At 34.8% G+C, this 15148-nt stretch carries 15 protein-coding genes; 8 read left to right on the top strand and 7 right to left on the bottom strand.

The window, feature by feature from the left end; genetic code table 11:
* Positions 1 to 40 precede the first annotated feature (40 nt).
* Positions 41 to 1180 (top strand): SLAP domain-containing protein, encoded by a 1140-nt coding sequence (locus FC97_RS00555; RefSeq protein ID WP_054642675.1) that lies wholly within the window; start codon positions 41 to 43, stop codon positions 1178 to 1180.
* 48 nt (positions 1181 to 1228) lie between these two features.
* Here FC97_RS00555 and FC97_RS00550 read toward each other — a convergent pair whose 3' ends face one another.
* The 3 genes from FC97_RS00550 to trpX are packed head-to-tail and all read right to left on the bottom strand — an operon-like array spanning position 1229 to position 3869.
* The gene (locus FC97_RS00550; RefSeq protein ID WP_025085992.1) at positions 1229 to 1978 is read right to left on the bottom strand and encodes an ABC transporter ATP-binding protein; all 750 of its coding nucleotides are present in this window, start codon (positions 1976 to 1978) and stop codon (positions 1229 to 1231) included.
* Positions 1975 to 2865, bottom strand: coding sequence for an ABC transporter permease (locus FC97_RS00545; RefSeq protein WP_054642674.1), 891 nt, complete (start codon positions 2863 to 2865; stop codon positions 1975 to 1977). The genes FC97_RS00550 and FC97_RS00545 overlap by 4 nt, the downstream gene beginning before the upstream one ends.
* Positions 2862 to 3869: a tryptophan ABC transporter substrate-binding protein gene (gene trpX / locus FC97_RS00540; protein WP_054642673.1), complete on the bottom strand. Its 1008-nt coding sequence runs from the start codon at positions 3867 to 3869 to the stop codon at positions 2862 to 2864. Before trpX ends, FC97_RS00545 begins: the two co-directional genes overlap by 4 nt.
* Positions 3870 to 4248: 379 nt before the next feature.
* On the opposite strand from trpX, the gene FC97_RS00535 reads away from it, so the two are divergent.
* The 3 genes from FC97_RS00535 to FC97_RS00525 all read left to right on the top strand — a co-directional run bounded on the left by FC97_RS00535 (position 4249) and on the right by FC97_RS00525 (position 7909).
* On the top strand, positions 4249 to 5319 hold the full coding sequence (locus FC97_RS00535; RefSeq protein ID WP_054642672.1) for a YibE/F family protein: 1071 nt from the start codon (positions 4249 to 4251) through the stop codon (positions 5317 to 5319).
* 3 nt (positions 5320 to 5322) lie between these two features.
* Positions 5323 to 6084, top strand: coding sequence for a YibE/F family protein (locus FC97_RS00530; protein WP_056967619.1), 762 nt, complete (start codon positions 5323 to 5325; stop codon positions 6082 to 6084).
* Between the two features lie 154 nt (positions 6085 to 6238).
* Positions 6239 to 7909 (top strand): glycoside hydrolase family 13 protein, encoded by a 1671-nt coding sequence (locus FC97_RS00525; protein ID WP_056967617.1) that lies wholly within the window; start codon positions 6239 to 6241, stop codon positions 7907 to 7909.
* 33 nt (positions 7910 to 7942) lie between these two features.
* Here FC97_RS00525 and FC97_RS00520 read toward each other — a convergent pair whose 3' ends face one another.
* The 4 genes from FC97_RS00520 to FC97_RS00505 all read right to left on the bottom strand — a co-directional run bounded on the left by FC97_RS00520 (position 7943) and on the right by FC97_RS00505 (position 11305).
* Entirely contained in the window at positions 7943 to 8800 is an 858-nt protein-coding gene (locus FC97_RS00520) for an NFACT RNA binding domain-containing protein (RefSeq protein WP_054642671.1), read from the bottom strand.
* Positions 8801 to 8918: 118 nt separating this feature from the next.
* Positions 8919 to 9560, bottom strand: a complete 642-nt coding sequence (locus FC97_RS00515; RefSeq protein WP_054642670.1) for an FMN-dependent NADH-azoreductase — start codon at positions 9558 to 9560, stop codon at positions 8919 to 8921.
* Positions 9561 to 9669: 109 nt separating this feature from the next.
* Positions 9670 to 10554 carry an N-acetylmuramic acid 6-phosphate etherase gene (gene murQ, locus FC97_RS00510; protein ID WP_054642669.1) on the bottom strand — a complete coding sequence of 295 codons (885 nt, stop codon included), beginning with the start codon at positions 10552 to 10554 and terminating at the stop codon, positions 9670 to 9672.
* Position 10555: 1 nt separating this feature from the next.
* Entirely contained in the window at positions 10556 to 11305 is a 750-nt protein-coding gene (locus FC97_RS00505; protein ID WP_054642668.1) for an alpha/beta hydrolase, read from the bottom strand.
* 122 nt (positions 11306 to 11427) lie between these two features.
* On the opposite strand from FC97_RS00505, the gene FC97_RS00500 reads away from it, so the two are divergent.
* The 4 genes from FC97_RS00500 to FC97_RS00485 all read left to right on the top strand — a co-directional run bounded on the left by FC97_RS00500 (position 11428) and on the right by FC97_RS00485 (position 15144).
* Positions 11428 to 12330, top strand: a complete 903-nt coding sequence (locus FC97_RS00500; RefSeq protein WP_054642667.1) for a BadF/BadG/BcrA/BcrD ATPase family protein — start codon at positions 11428 to 11430, stop codon at positions 12328 to 12330.
* Positions 12327 to 13412 (top strand): DUF871 domain-containing protein, encoded by a 1086-nt coding sequence (locus tag FC97_RS00495; RefSeq protein WP_054642666.1) that lies wholly within the window; start codon positions 12327 to 12329, stop codon positions 13410 to 13412. The genes FC97_RS00500 and FC97_RS00495 overlap by 4 nt, the downstream gene beginning before the upstream one ends.
* Before the next feature lie 116 nt (positions 13413 to 13528).
* Entirely contained in the window at positions 13529 to 14842 is a 1314-nt protein-coding gene (locus tag FC97_RS00490; RefSeq protein ID WP_054642665.1) for a PTS sugar transporter subunit IIC, read from the top strand.
* A 38-nt stretch (positions 14843 to 14880) separates the two neighbouring features.
* A complete protein-coding gene (locus FC97_RS00485; RefSeq protein ID WP_054642664.1) occupies positions 14881 to 15144 on the top strand; it encodes an acylphosphatase in 264 nt (87 codons plus the stop codon).
* The last annotated feature ends 4 nt before the right edge of the window (positions 15145 to 15148 follow it).

Raw genomic sequence — 15148 nt, 5'->3', positions numbered from 1 at the left:
ATTTAAAGTGTTTAGTATTGGACAATATGGAGGGATTATTTTGAAGAAGAGTACATCATTATTACTTAGTGGAATTTTAGTTTCTGGCATGGTGCTAGGAACAATTGTTACTCCTGTAACAGTTAACGCTGCTACTCAAGCAACAACACAGGCAGATCAAACAGTTACAAATTACGTGACATTTCTTGACGCTGACGGTAATACCGTTAGTCCAGCAAAAGCATATCAAGGAACAAAGGGTCAAAAGATCACTGTTGCTCCAGATGGTTTCACAAGTTCTGACAGCAGTAAGGCTACTTTTGGTAACGATGGAGACAGCAAGTCAGTCACAGTTACTAAGATGATCTCAGTTAAAGTTAATTACGTTGATCAAAACGGTAAATTAGTTAACTCAGAAACAGTTAACGGTGGAAACGGCAATGATTATAAATTGACTAACCTACCTGCAGGCTGCACATGGAATAACGATGCAGAACAAACTATTAATTTAGTTGAAGGAAAAGAATATAACGTACCCGTAACGAAGAAAGTTTCTAATACAGTTATCTTCAAGACAGCTGATGAAACTGAAGTTGGTAGAACTGAAATTTTTGGTGACAAGGCCGGAATTAAAGTTTCACTAACTGATGCTCAATTGCCAGAAGGCTACACAACATCAAGCAAGGACTTAACTTTACAAAACGAAGGTAATACCCAATTTGTTACTGTTACAAAGAGTGCTGCCGATGGAATCATTCCTATTAAGGGAATCGTAAAAGTTACTGTTCCTTTAGCTCACTTATATGACAAAGACGGTAAGGTATTGAGCCGTTCATTGACTAAGGACTCAAGGTGGCAAACAAATAATAAGATGATTCTCAACGGAATAACTTATTATCAAGTTTCTACAACTGAATGGTTGAAGTTATCAGATATCCTTGTTGAAGGTTCAACTACAACAAATGATAAAGATAACAACAGTTCATCAGCCGATACAACAGCTCAAAAATCTGATGTTAGAGCCGTAACAACTAAGAATGCTGGCTATGCTCAAATCTATGATGATAACGGTAAAGCTATTGTAAATCTTAAATTAGGACCTAACACACCATGGGCAACTGATTTGATGAAGACTCAAAACGGTGTAAAAATGTACCGTGTTGCTACTAACCAATGGATCAAAGTTAGCGAAATTATCTAGTTAAATAGTACTTAAAAAGGACAATCCGTAATGGATTGTCCTTTTTCTTTAGAAATATTGAAGTAAATCTTTCTCTTTGATCTTATCTTTTTCAGCTTGATTTAAATCGAGGATTATTTCACCCTTTTTCAAAACAATTAAACGATTTCCATATTTCATAGCGTCAGATAAGTCATGGGTAATCATCATGCAAGTTAATTCTTTTTCCAGAATGACTTTATTAGTTAGTTCCATCAAATCTTTGCTAGTTTGAGGATCCAAGGCAGCTGTGTGTTCATCTAAGAGCAGTAATTCAGGCTTTTGGATAATTGCCATCAAGAAACTCAAAGTCTGTCTTTGACCACCAGATAGCTTTTCAGTGAAAGTATTGAGACGATTATCCAAAGTAGGTAAGTTGGAAATTAATTTTTGGAATTCATCCATATTCTCCTTAAGATGACGTAAATGCAACCTTCTAGGTAAACCCCGACGTTTAGCCAATAACAAGTTTTCGGCTACAGTCATTCTGGGAGCTGTACCAGATTTAGGATCTTGATAAACACGGCTAATATTACGACTGCGTTTAGCTAAGTTTTCGTCGGTAATATCCTTACCATTCAATAAAATTTTTCCAGAGCTTAATTCGTTGGTACCAGTGATGGCATCAAGTAAGGTTGATTTACCAGCACCATTTGTTCCCAAAACGACTAAGAAATCTTTAGGGTTGATTGTTAAATTGATGTGGTTAAGAATGTTTAAATTTTCGTCGTCGTTATAAATAGTTTTGACGGCATCTTTTATTTCTAGTAATGGTTTCATTTTGTTTTAACCCCATTTCTCATAGTCTTTAGGAACTGTTCACGAATTGTTGGTAGAGCAAGGCATAATGCCAAAATAATAGCTGAGATCAATTTCAAATCGTTGGTATTGAAACCTAATTGAAGAACAATCATTAAAATTAAACGGTAGACGATACTACCAATAACGATGGTAATAAGACGGATACTTAGTGGAACATCAGGGTAAATAACTTCACCGATAATAATGGCTGAAAGTCCGATAACGATAACGCCGATACCCATATTAACGTCAGCAAATCCGTTTTGTTGTGCAATCAATCCACCTGTTAAAGCAACGATTCCGTTAGAAACCATCAAACCGATGAATTTCATGACAGTAGTGTTGATACCAAGTGAAGCGGCCATGGTTTCATTGTCACCCGTGGCGATAACAGCTTGACCCTTTTCAGTATTGAGAAAAATGATTAGTAGGAAAATAATCAATGCAATAATGATAATTCCCAAGATGATACCATTGAAATTAGTTGGCAGTTTATTCAAGCCAAATTCAGTGAAAATGTTTCTTGATTTAGTTAAGGACATGTTAGCTTTTCCCAAAATTCTTAAATTGATGGAATAGAGGGCAGTCATTGTCAAAATACCGGCTAAAAGAATAGGAACATTCAGCTTGGCATAAAGAAAGGCCGTTGCAAATCCAGCTAAACATCCGAAGATGAATGCCATTAGTAAGGCAAAGAGTGTTGAGTGTCCAGCCTGAATCAAGCTAATAGCTGTAACAGCTCCGAGTGGGAAACTTCCTTCAACGGTCATATCAGGAAAATCGAGAATTCGGAATGTGATGAAAAGACCAATAGCCATTATTGACCAGATGAAGCCCTGACTTATAGTAGATACGATTAGATTCATTTGATTATTTGTACTTTCTTTTGAGCTTCTTTAACTAATGAGTCAGGAAATTGGATGTTTAATTTCTTGGCCATTTTTTCGTTTAACATTAGATGTCCCTTTTGCATAAAGGTAACTGGAGTTGTAGCGGTCTTTTCCTTACCCTGTAAAATTCTAACGACATGTTCACCAGTCTTTTGTCCTAATTCATATTGGCTTAAACCAACTGTAGCTAATCCGCCATCTTTAACCATGGTGGTTGCAGCTGGGAAAATGGCGATGTTCTCCTTAGCGGCAATCGATGACAATAATTTCATACCGCTGGCAACAGTATTATCAGTAGGTACGTAAATGGTTTGAACTTTTTGTGTTAAGGCAGTTGCGACTTGTTGTAAATCGTTAACTGAATTGATGCTGGAAACTTCAACTTTCATACCATTTTGTTTAGCCAACTGTTTCATTTTTTTCATTTGGCTAGTGGCTGAAGCATCACTGGAAGTATAGATAATACCGATAGTATTTAAATCTGGAACTACTTTTTTCATCAACTGCAATTGAGCTTTCAGAGGTGCTTGATCAGATACACCGGTAATATTGCCACCTGGTTTCTTATTGTTAGAAATAATTCCCGCACCTTCTGGATCAGTAACAGCCCCCATAACGATTGGAATCTTGTTGGTAGCATTCTTCAAAGATTGGACTGAAGGAGTAGCGATACCAACAGCTACGTCAACGTTATCCTGTACAAATTGTTTACTAATGGTTCTTAGATTACTTTGATCACCTTGAGCATTTTGAAATTCGATTTTGACGTTCTTACCGTCAATATAACCGTGTTTTTTCAAGGTGTCATCGATTCCCTTATTGATTTGATCCAAAGCTGGATGTGACATCAATTGTAGAACTCCAACTTTTGGAATGGCATTCTGCTTACGGGCATCAGCATGACCGGTATAAAAGAATGCAAAGATTAAAAATGCTGCCAAGGCAACTAGTGTTGCGTAAAGTCTTCTCGTATGTTTCATCGTTAAATTCCCCCAAATTAAAAAGGCAACCCCAGTGTTTGTGGGATTGCCTAAAAAAACAAAATACCCACATGGTCTTTTTTTTACAAAATTCCATGTGGGCTCTAAAATTATCATAGTTTAATAAGCCGACATGGATACAATCCTTTCAGACTGTATCCATATCGGACCAATCTGAGTTATCGGCTTTGCCAACGAATATTCGCGATGTTGAGAGAGTATGATTTGTTCATAATGAAATCTCCTAACGAATTTGATGTTTCAAATATATTTCATAACTTCAAGATTGTCAACCACAAAATATTCATAGAAAAGTCACAAATTTTTTTCTGAAAAAAACATATAATGTAAGCATGAGCAGAAATGCGAGGAGATTCCAATGAAAAAAAATATACGTTTACTCGTTATTGTGGGTTTGATTGTCTTATTAGCAACCGGTTTAACATATTTTGATAGTTTTTTATATCATGATCCGGTTGTAAAGGTTGAGAACGTTGTAATAACTAGTAAACAGACTTCAACGGATGAGTATAAGAATACTGATACCGAATATACTCAAAAAGTCAGGGCAAAATTACTGAATACCGATAAGAAGGGTCAAACAGTATCGTTTAGAAACACTTATTATAATTCACAATTGACTGATACTAAGTATCGTGTTGGTCAACAGGTAATTCTTACTAAGAGTGGAAAAGGCTATGCAGCTAAGAACCTAAAACGTGATACTCCGTTAGTATTTACTTTCGGCCTAGTAATATTTTTACTTTATTGTATGAAATTTGATCGTCGAAAATTATTTATTAGTGTTTTGATCAATGTGGTAATCTACTTTGGTTATCTTCAAATAATTATTGGAACACACAACAGTATCTTGCTTCCTTTAACCGTTGTAACGGCGCTATTGATATCTGCAACGGCACTATTAGTTATTTTAGGACCAACTTATTCAGCATTAATGGCTTATTCAAGTACTGTCATATCAACAACAGCGGCAATTCTGTTGAGTGTTTTTGTTTTAAGTATGACCGGTTACAGTGGGATGCATTTGGAATTAGATGATTTTGAATTGCAACCTTACTTGGGTGTTTTCCTATCTCAAGTTTTATTTGGTGTTTTAGGCGTTATTTTGGATGAAACAATGGACATTTCTTCATCATTAATTGAAATGAAAAAAGAAGTAGCTGATGTATCTGCCAAAACACTATTTAAATCTGGTATCAATATTGGTCGAGAATTGATTGGTCCCCTAATTAATATCTTGCTTTTTATCGTTATAGCGGAGAACTTGAATGTCGTTTTACTTTATTTGAGCAATGGTAACTCAGTCAGCTACACCTTAAATATGACCCTTAGTTTAGGGATTGCCCAATTATTAATTAGTGCTATTGGTATTGTTTTGACGGTTCCGATAACCAGTTTTATTTCAAGCAAAGTGATCACAAGGAGGTAAGTCATGCTATATTTATTCGCAACTTTTGTTGTTTTACTATTGATGGTGACGGGTACTCGTGGTCTGACTTTGTTATTTGGATTAGGAATCAATGTCATATCTGTAATAGCGCTTTTGGTTTTGATAGCTGATGGATTTAATATTTTAGTCACTACGGGTATTATTGCAATCGTAATATTGGTTGTCGCGATTTATATGAATGTTGAAAATGGCAATACTGCTAATACGGCTTTTCAAACCTCATTATTAATTATGGCTTTTATTCTATTGATTACAATTCCTTTGGAATATTGGGCTGGTGCCCAAGGAATGGGTCCTGAGAATCAGGATGAACTTGAATCATTCTCTTTAGCAGCTGGAATTTCATTTCCGCAATTAGCAATTGCTATCATTGTTATCAATAGTTTAGGTGTCATTTCTGAAACTAGTGTCGCTATTACTAGTGGTTTGAATGAGATTGTTTCAAATAAGCCCACTTTGACGCCAACAGAGATATTTAATGATGGCTTTTCAGTTGGGAATAAAATTCTTAACACGCAGACGAATACGTTATTGTTCAATTTCTTTTCGGCAACATTTCCTTTATTTTTCTTAATCCATTCATTAGGATATAAATTCACCGACATTTTGAATGATAAATTGGTCGTGGCAGAGATTTTGACTACGTTAATTTGTACAGTTGGCGTGATCTTAACAGTTCCTATTACGTCGTTTTTGGTCTATCACAAGGCTAATAAAGTTAAATTAAAGAAAACCGATAATTAATTTTCACATATAGATTGTAAAACGCTGTTATAACTGGGAAATCATGCCTTTGTTGGTATGATTTTTTTGTTTAGAATTGATTGCTGAAATCCTAATTATTTTAGTAAAATTTTTTTATAATTTAAATGACATAGATAATCGAGGAGAGTTTCTCATGGCTTATAGCGATTGGTGGAAGAAAACAGTAGTTTATCAAGTTTATCCGAAGAGTTTTCAAGACAGTAATAACGACGGAATTGGCGATTTACCTGGTATCACTAGTCGCTTGCCATATATCAAAAGATTGGGTGCTGATGTTATTTGGTTGAATCCGGTTTATAAATCTCCTGATAAAGATAATGGTTATGATATTAGTGATTATTGTGCAATTCAACTCAATTATGGAAGCATGAGTGATTTTGATGAAATGTTAGAAAAAGCTCATGCATTAGGATTGAAAATAATGATGGATTTGGTTGTTAATCATACATCTGATCAACACAAGTGGTTTCAAGAAAGTCGTAAATCTAAGGATAACCCTTATCGCAATTATTATATTTGGCAGGATCCGGTCGATGGTCATGAACCAAATAATTGGGGCTCGCGTTTTGATGGATCGGCCTGGGAATTCGACGAAACAACAGATCAATATTATTTACATCTTTATACAAAAGAGCAACCTGATTTGAATTGGGATAATCCTAAGGTTCGTCAAGAAGTCTGGAATTTGATGCGTTTCTGGTTAGATAAGGGTGTTGATGGATTTAGAATGGATGTTATAAATTTAATTTCCAAACCTGAAGGTTTGCCTGATGGTAATAAAAAAGCAGGGGCCAAGTATGGCGGAACGAGTTTAGTGGCTAATGGTCATCGATTAAATGAATTTCTAGAGGAAATGAATGATGAAGTTTTGTCTAAATATGATGTGATGACAGTCGGCGAGATGCCAGGATCAACGCCTAAAGAGGCTATTAAGTATGCGGGTTTAAAAGAGAATAAATTAAATATGGTTTTCCAATTTAATCATATGAATATCTCTTCCAATCCTGATAAACGTTTAGGTCATTGGAACGATGAACCAATTGATTTAGTTGATTTAAAAAAAGTTTTGAGTAAGTGGGAAATTGCTTTAGATGGGAAAGGCTGGAATAGTTTCTATTGGAGTAATCATGACCAATCCCGAGCTGTCTCTCGCTTTGCCACAGATGACCCCAAGTACCGTGTCTTAGCGGCTAAGATGTTGGGAACGACTCTACACATGTTACAAGGAACACCTTACGTTTATGAGGGCGAAGAAATCGGTATGACGAATGCACACTTCACTGAATTATCACAATATGAAGATGTTCAGTCTTTAAACGCTTATAAAGAATTTGTTGAAATTGAAAAAATTGTCGATAAGGAAACAATGCTGAAGTATTTAGCTTATCGGACACGAGATAATGCTAGAACCCCAATGCAATGGAACCGAAATAATAATAGTGGATTTACAGAGGGGACGCCTTGGTTAGCGGTGAATTCTAATTACTCTCAAATCAACGTTGAAGAGAACTTAGCAGATAGTAATTCTGTCTTTTACTACTATCAAAAATTAATTGAATTGCGACACAACAGTGATTTAATCGTTTATGGTGACTACGCAGTTATAGATATGGAAGACGAAGAAGTTTTTACTTATCGACGTCGTTATAACGATGAAACCTTACTAGTCATTAATAACTTTGCTGATCACGAAGTAATTAGAGATTATGGGCAAGAGAATGGGGCACTGTTAATTGGCAACTATGCTGATGATAAAAATACAAAATTACGACCATATGAAAGTAAAGTTTACTTGTTGAAATAAAAAGAGTCTGATATCTATGGGATATCAAACTTCTTATTTCAAATTCTTTTCAGATAGTTTTTGAGCTAATTCTTTATCAGGATCAACCGTTAAAGTGTTAGCCTTACCGTTAAACATGACCAATCCTGATTTTGCACCTTCAGGTTTGAATAATTGTCCAACTTTTAAAACATCAACAGGTACTTGTTTAAGCCCACGTCCCTTACTGTAGTAAGCAGTCAAATTGGCAGCTTCCAATAATGTTTGCTTGCTAGGATGGGTACTGTGAACGACCACATGAGAACCGGCTAATTCACTGACATGCATCCAATAATAATCTTTATTGGCAGTCAATGTTAGGTGGTCATTTTGATCACTGTTTTTACCAACTTCAACTAGGACGTGATCAGTTGTGTAGAATCGACGTGGATGAGCAGGCTCTGGAGCTTTAGATGAATGCAGAATTTTAGTTTTTATGGCATCTTCAGCAATCAATTGTTCTCTAACTAGTTCAACTTGGTGAGAATCTGTCGCATCAAAATTCGTTTGACGTGTAATTTGTTTTTGCAGGTTTTTCTCAGCTTTATTTAAATTATCTTGAATAGTTTTCAAGCCGCGTTGGTCACGGTGATATTGATGAAAATATGTTTCAGCGTTATCAATAATTGATTTCTTAGTGTCTAAGTAGATGGTTATTTCCTTCTGATTTCGGTAATCAGGTAGGATAACATAGCCTTTTTTTGCATCAACTTGTGAGGCATAAGTTTTAAGCAAAGTACCCTTCACTTTTAGTTGTTCAACATCACCAATACGTGTAATAGCTTTATTTAATGATTCAATTTGTTTCTTCGTGTGATGTATTTGCCACTTCATTGCTTCAATAACTTCATTGGCGTCTGATTCAGTTTCCATGGATAAACCTCGATTTAATTATTAATCGTCATAACGACATGCATCAATAATAACACTAACTAATTATTAACAAAAAGGCTTCTATTTCCTAGTTATTAGGCAATAGAAGTCTATTTTTTTAGAATTTTTTACCAGCTTCTTCAGCTTTTTCGAAAGCCTGATTTAGAATTTTTTCAGCATTTTGAGGATCGTGATCCATTCCTTCAGCAAAAACACCTTGATAATCATCAACACCCATAATATGAAGGATTGTACCGATATATTGGTGACCAAGATCTAGTGAACTTGCATCCGGAGCACCGTTTGAGCCATGGTAGTTACCACCATTAGCCTGAATGTGGATGGCTTTCTTATTATGTAAATTACCTTCAGGAATACCTGCACTAGTGTAGTGGAAAGTATCAGGAACTTGCATCACGATGTCAATGTAGCTCTTCATCTCGGCAGGAATAAAGAGATTGTACATTGGATTTACAAAAACATATTTGTCGGCTTGAACGAATTCATCAATCCACTTTTGTCTAGCTTCTTTAAATCTTTCCTCATCGGCATTGAAAGATTGACGAGCCATCGATTTGTTGTAAATCGAAATAGCAATTTTATTCAATGGGAAAGGCATGTATTCTGAAACATTGTGTTCAATAATTTTATCGTCAGGATGACTGGACTTATAAGCATTAATGAAATGATTGTAGAGAGCTTTAGTAGATGATTCTTTGTCTGATTGTGGATGTGCGTAGATAACTAATACTGTTGACATAGAGAGAAACCTCTTTTCTTTATTGATTATTACTATTATATGATTAAGCGATTACAAAACTAACAGGAATTATACTATTTTATAGCATAATTCCTGTTAATAATGAAGTTTACTGAATATTGTCGGCAATTCGTCCCTTTGTTTCTGATAATTGTTGTTCTGCAGTATTTTTATCAATATTGCAAAGTGCCATTAGTATTGCAACCTTAGGTTGCTGATCAGATTTTTCATAATATGTTTTAGCAGCATCTTTTGATACGTTAGTTGCTTCAGAGATAATGCGAATAGCACGATCAATTAATTTATGATTTGTTGGTTGTAAATCAACCATTAGGTTGCTATAAGTCTTCCCTAATCTAATCATTGCTGTAGTAGAGATCATGTTTAAAATTAATTTTTGTGCTGTTCCGGACTTCATTCGAGTAGAGCCCGTTAAGATTTCAGGTCCTACCACAGCTTCAATAGGATAGTCTGAATATTTACTTATTTCTGATTCAGGATTGCAACTTATAGAAGCTGTAACACATCCTAATTTCTTTGCATATTGTAATGCTGAAATGACATATGGAGTTCTACCACTTGCCGCTATTCCAATTACGACATCTTTTTTTGTGACATTGTGAGTTTGTAAATCTAATGGTGCTTGTGTTAATGAATCTTCGGCGCCTTCTACAGGTTGTGTGATGGCCTTGGAACCACCAGCGATAATACCTTGGACCATCGTAGACTTAACTCCGAAAGTTGGTACGCATTCTGAAGCATCTAAAACCCCTAACCGTCCGCTAGTACCAGCACCTATGTAGAATAAGTGACCATCATTTTGAAAAGATTTTACGATCTTATCTACGATTAGAGCTAGTTGATCAATGATTTTGTCATTTGATAAAACATTAGGAACTTCTTGATCTGCATTATTTATAGTTTTTAAGATTTTTCGTGTACTGTACTTATCAATATTTTCTGAGTTAGGATTACGCATTTCTGTTACATTCATGTTAATTATTGCCCCCTGAGTCTAGTTTGTGGAGTGGTAACCACTTAAATAGTTCAGGTAGTTGCTCGTCCCAAAATGTCCAATTATGATTTCCAGATAAAATATTTTGGTTTAAATCTAAGTTTAATTGATTTTGCACTTTTTTTGTAAATGCTTCGCTGTCTTCTCTTAAAGAATCATCAGATCCCATGAATTGTATCCAATTTATTTTTTTTAATTGTTTAATGTTAGGTGACATAAGATCAAAGAGACTTGTGATTTTGTTAGGTTCCTTGCCAAGGATACTTTGATAATCCTCCATAAACGAAGTGACAGTATTTAAATTTGTTACTGGCGATAATGTAGCAACGTAACTAAATTTATCAGGATTAAGTGCGCTCCACTTGTACGAGCCGTATCCACCCATAGAATTTCCAACCAAAAAAGTATCTTTTTGATTTTTACTTAAAGGGAAAATTGTTTCTAAATAATTTGGTAATTCTTTACTTAAGTAATCAAAGTAAGGTAATCCACCATAAATGTTTTGAAAAAATGATCTCTGCATGTCCGGTATGATGATAGCTACATTAAATTGTGACGCAAATAATTCTAGTCTCGTTTTCCTGATCCATGCACTGCCATCGTCTCCCAAGCCATGTAGCCACCAAATAGTTTGAAGTGGTTTATTTATGGGCCTATCCGGCATGATGAGTCTGACAACCGTTTGTGTTTGCAATAACTTAGAGGAGAAATGAACGGAAATAATTGCCATGATAACACCTCACTTTTTGAAATATTAAAACTGTTTTATCACAGTTATGTTGAAATATTATTTCTTGCGTTTATAATGTAACCGTAATCATCGTTATAGTCAAGAAGAAAAGGGGGCAAAAAATGTCATTTATAGTTGGAATTGATAGTGGTGGAACCCATATTGTGGGACAAGTTATAGAACTTAACGGGAATATACAAAAAAACTATGAAACAGGTTCCGGTAATATTCTAATTGATGAACAGAAAACAAAATTACGTCTAAATAAGATGATTGAAACTATTTTTAATGAATATTCTTTAAAAGATTGTGTTGGAATTGTTATTGGAATAGCTGGACTAGATACTTTTGGCGAAATTAGTGGTTTAAAAAAAGAATTAACGACTAAATTCAATATACCAGTTGTTTTAATGAGCGATGCCACTTTAGCTCTTTGGAATATATTATCAGGTAATGAGGGAATACTTTCATTATCAGGTACAGGATCAGCCGTATTTTCTAGATTTGGAGAAAATGTCGATAGAATTGGGGGATGGGGTTACTTAGTTGGGGACGAAGGCAGTGCCTATGATATTGCTAGACGATCTTTACAAACTCTTACTTCAAGTTATGATCAGGGGAAGAATAAGCAGTTTATCGATGATTATTTGAAAGAAGTAGGTCAGAAGGATTTATTTTCTTTAATTTCTAAAATTTATTCTTCCAATCGTAAAGAGATAGCAGAGTTATCTATGGTAACTAATAAATTATCGTCTCAAAGTCATATTGCTAAAGAGATTATATCGGCGGCAGCGATTAGTTTAGCTAATCAAACTATTCTAATGATGCGACGTCATACTAATATTTCCAAAATAATTATAGGTGAATCGGGAAGTGTTCTTCAAAAGAACAATTTCTATAAATCCGTATTTGAAAAAACAATTTTAGATATTTATCCAGAAACAAAATTCATAACCACAAGTAGAAACAATGCTTCAGGTTCAATCTATTGGTATCAGCAACATAAGGAGGATTTTAAAATATGACAATGCGACAAATTGGTTTATCAATTTATCCCGACCATAGCAATGAAGAGCAGGATAAGGCTTACTTATTACTTGGAGAAAAATATGGGTTTACTAGAATTTTTATGAGTATGTTAGAAGCTAAAGATGTTAAAACAACAGAAAGAAAATTTAAAAAGATTATAGAATTTGGAAATGAACATGGCTTTCAAACTACATTGGACGTTTCCCCAAGAATTTTTAATCAATTAGGTATCTCGTATACGGATTTATCCTTTTTTAAGAAACTAGGTGTTTCTGCTGTTAGATTGGACCAGGGCTTTAACGGAATTACAGAAGCAGATTTATCTTACAATCCGGAAGGACTCATAATTGAATTAAATATGAGTAATGATACGGGATACTTAGATAACATATTAAGTTATCAAGCCAATCAACCATTTTTGTATGGTTGTCATAATTTCTATCCACAAGTGGGAACTGGGTTAGAAGATCAATTCTTTGAACGCTGTAGTAAACGATTCAAAAATAGAGGAATTCATACTGCCGCATTTGTTTCTAGTCAGGTTGGTAATCAGGGTCCTTGGAATGTTAATGATGGTTTACCTACTAGAGAGTCTGACCGTAATTTACCAATAGAAGTACAGGCAAAATCTATGTTTATGAGTGGTCTGATTGATGATGTTATTATTGGCAATGCATATGCTAGCAAAGGTGAATTGAAAAAGCTTGGAGAGTTGAATCGCTATAAATTAAGTTTTTCCGTAGATTTGGTTTCGGATATAAATGATGTCGAAAAGAAAATTATATTAGAAGAAAATCATTATCGTCGAGGGGATAGTAACGCCTTAGTTGCTAGATCAACAGAATCTAGAGTTAAGTATCGAGAACAGGAAAATCGGGCACATGACAATAAAGAACAATTTAATGTTGGGGATATCTTAATTGGTAACGATGCATTTGGAGTATATAAGAATGAATTACAAGTAGTGTTGCAGCCACATTTCGATAGTAGAAAGAACAAAGTAGCCAGCATTAAGAAGGAAGAATTGCCTTTATTAAAGTACCTGTATCCATGGACAAAATTTAATTTTACTAGATAGTATATGTTTATTTTAGAAATTATATTTCAACGAATAACTAATAATATTGAAATATTAAAACAAGGTGTTATACTTAAAACGAAATCAGAAAGCGTTTACAGAAAGGGATGTAAAAAATGAAGAATTTTTTAGAGTGGATTGAAGCAAAATTAATGCCACCTATGGTTAAATTGTCTCAAAACCGTTATTTGGTATCCATTCGTGATGGTATCATTGCAACAATGCCTTTAGTTATGCTAGGTAGTTTCTTTGTTCTTTTTGCACAATTTCCAATTCCAGCTTACCAAAATCTTGTTAAGCCATATGTAGCAACAATTATGTTGCCTTATAGGATTACCGTTGGTTTAATGGCTGTTTATGCAGCGTTTGGTATTGGATATCAATTAGCTAAACATTATAAACTGGATGCTTTGTCTAGTGGACTAATTTCAATGGGTGCTTTTCTTATGACAACCGTTCCAGTACTAGCCAATGACGCAGCAAATCCTAAGGTTGCCTTGGGCATGGTAATGCCAATGACATACTTAGGTGGATCAGGTATGTTTACAGCTATTATCGTTGCTATTTTTTCTACTGAAATTATTAACTTTTGTAGTAAACATAATATAACCATTAAGATGCCAGATCAGGTTCCAGAATCAGTTTCACGTTCATTTGCCGCTATTATTCCTTCAGCGGTAGTTATTATCGTAGTATGGATCCTGTCAGGAATTTTAAAATGGAATATCAATGAATTCTTGATGACGCTATTCAAACCAATTATTCATGTTGGTATGAATTCATATATTGGTGTTGTATTACCACCACTACTTATTACATTGTTATGGTCAACAGGTATTCATGGTGATTCCATCATTGGGAACCTTGTTCGTCCATTCTGGCTAATTCTATGGCAACAAAACGCTGATGCGGTTGCGGCAGGTCATTTAGCTCATAATATTGCGACTGAGGGATTCTACACATTCGTTTGGATTGGTGGATCCGGTGGTACTTTAGCCCTTTGTTTAATTGCATGTATTTTTGCTAAGTCTGCATATTTGAAGCAAATCGGTAAATTGGCGTTAGTACCAGGTATATTTAATATTAATGAGCCAATTATCTTTGGTGCTCCGATTGTTCTAAATCCAATTTTAGCAATACCTTTTATTGTAGGACCATTTATAACAACAACAATTACATATTTTGCGATGACTTTGAATTTGGTTAATAAGACTTCTATGTTGGCGCCATTTACGGTACCATTCCCAATAATGGGTTATATGATTACACAAGCTGATGTACGTGCTATTTTCTTAATGCTTTTGAACTTTGTTATTTACCTAGTAATCTACTATCCATTCACAATGATGTATGATAGACAATTGTTAGAACAAGAAAAAGAAGAAAAAGCTGAAGAAGATTCAGAAAAAACACAAAGTGTGACAGCTTAGTTTTGTTAAATAATTAAGTAATAGGAGGAAACTGATTAATGCGTAAAAAATTAGTATTTCATGGAAAACTATCGGAAGGCGGAGTAAAGTATGTTGCCCAACGTTATGCAATGCAGTTTCATTTAACGGGTGTTTCATCCCGTGGTCCTGAGGGTACAGTAGTTGCCGAAGTTCAGGGGAACGAAGACGCAATTGATCAGTTCAAAAAGAAAATGGCTGCTGGTAACCAATTCTTTAGTGTTGATAAGATTGACGAAGAAACAATTCCTGAAATTGATGAAAAGATGTTTCGTATTGGATAAAATT

The organism is Companilactobacillus kimchii DSM 13961 = JCM 10707, assembly GCF_001435445.1.
In the GTDB taxonomy this organism is placed as follows: domain Bacteria; phylum Bacillota; class Bacilli; order Lactobacillales; family Lactobacillaceae; genus Companilactobacillus; species Companilactobacillus kimchii.
The sequence above is the reverse complement of the archived record's forward strand: the minus strand, read 5'-3'. Positions and strand labels throughout refer to the sequence as shown.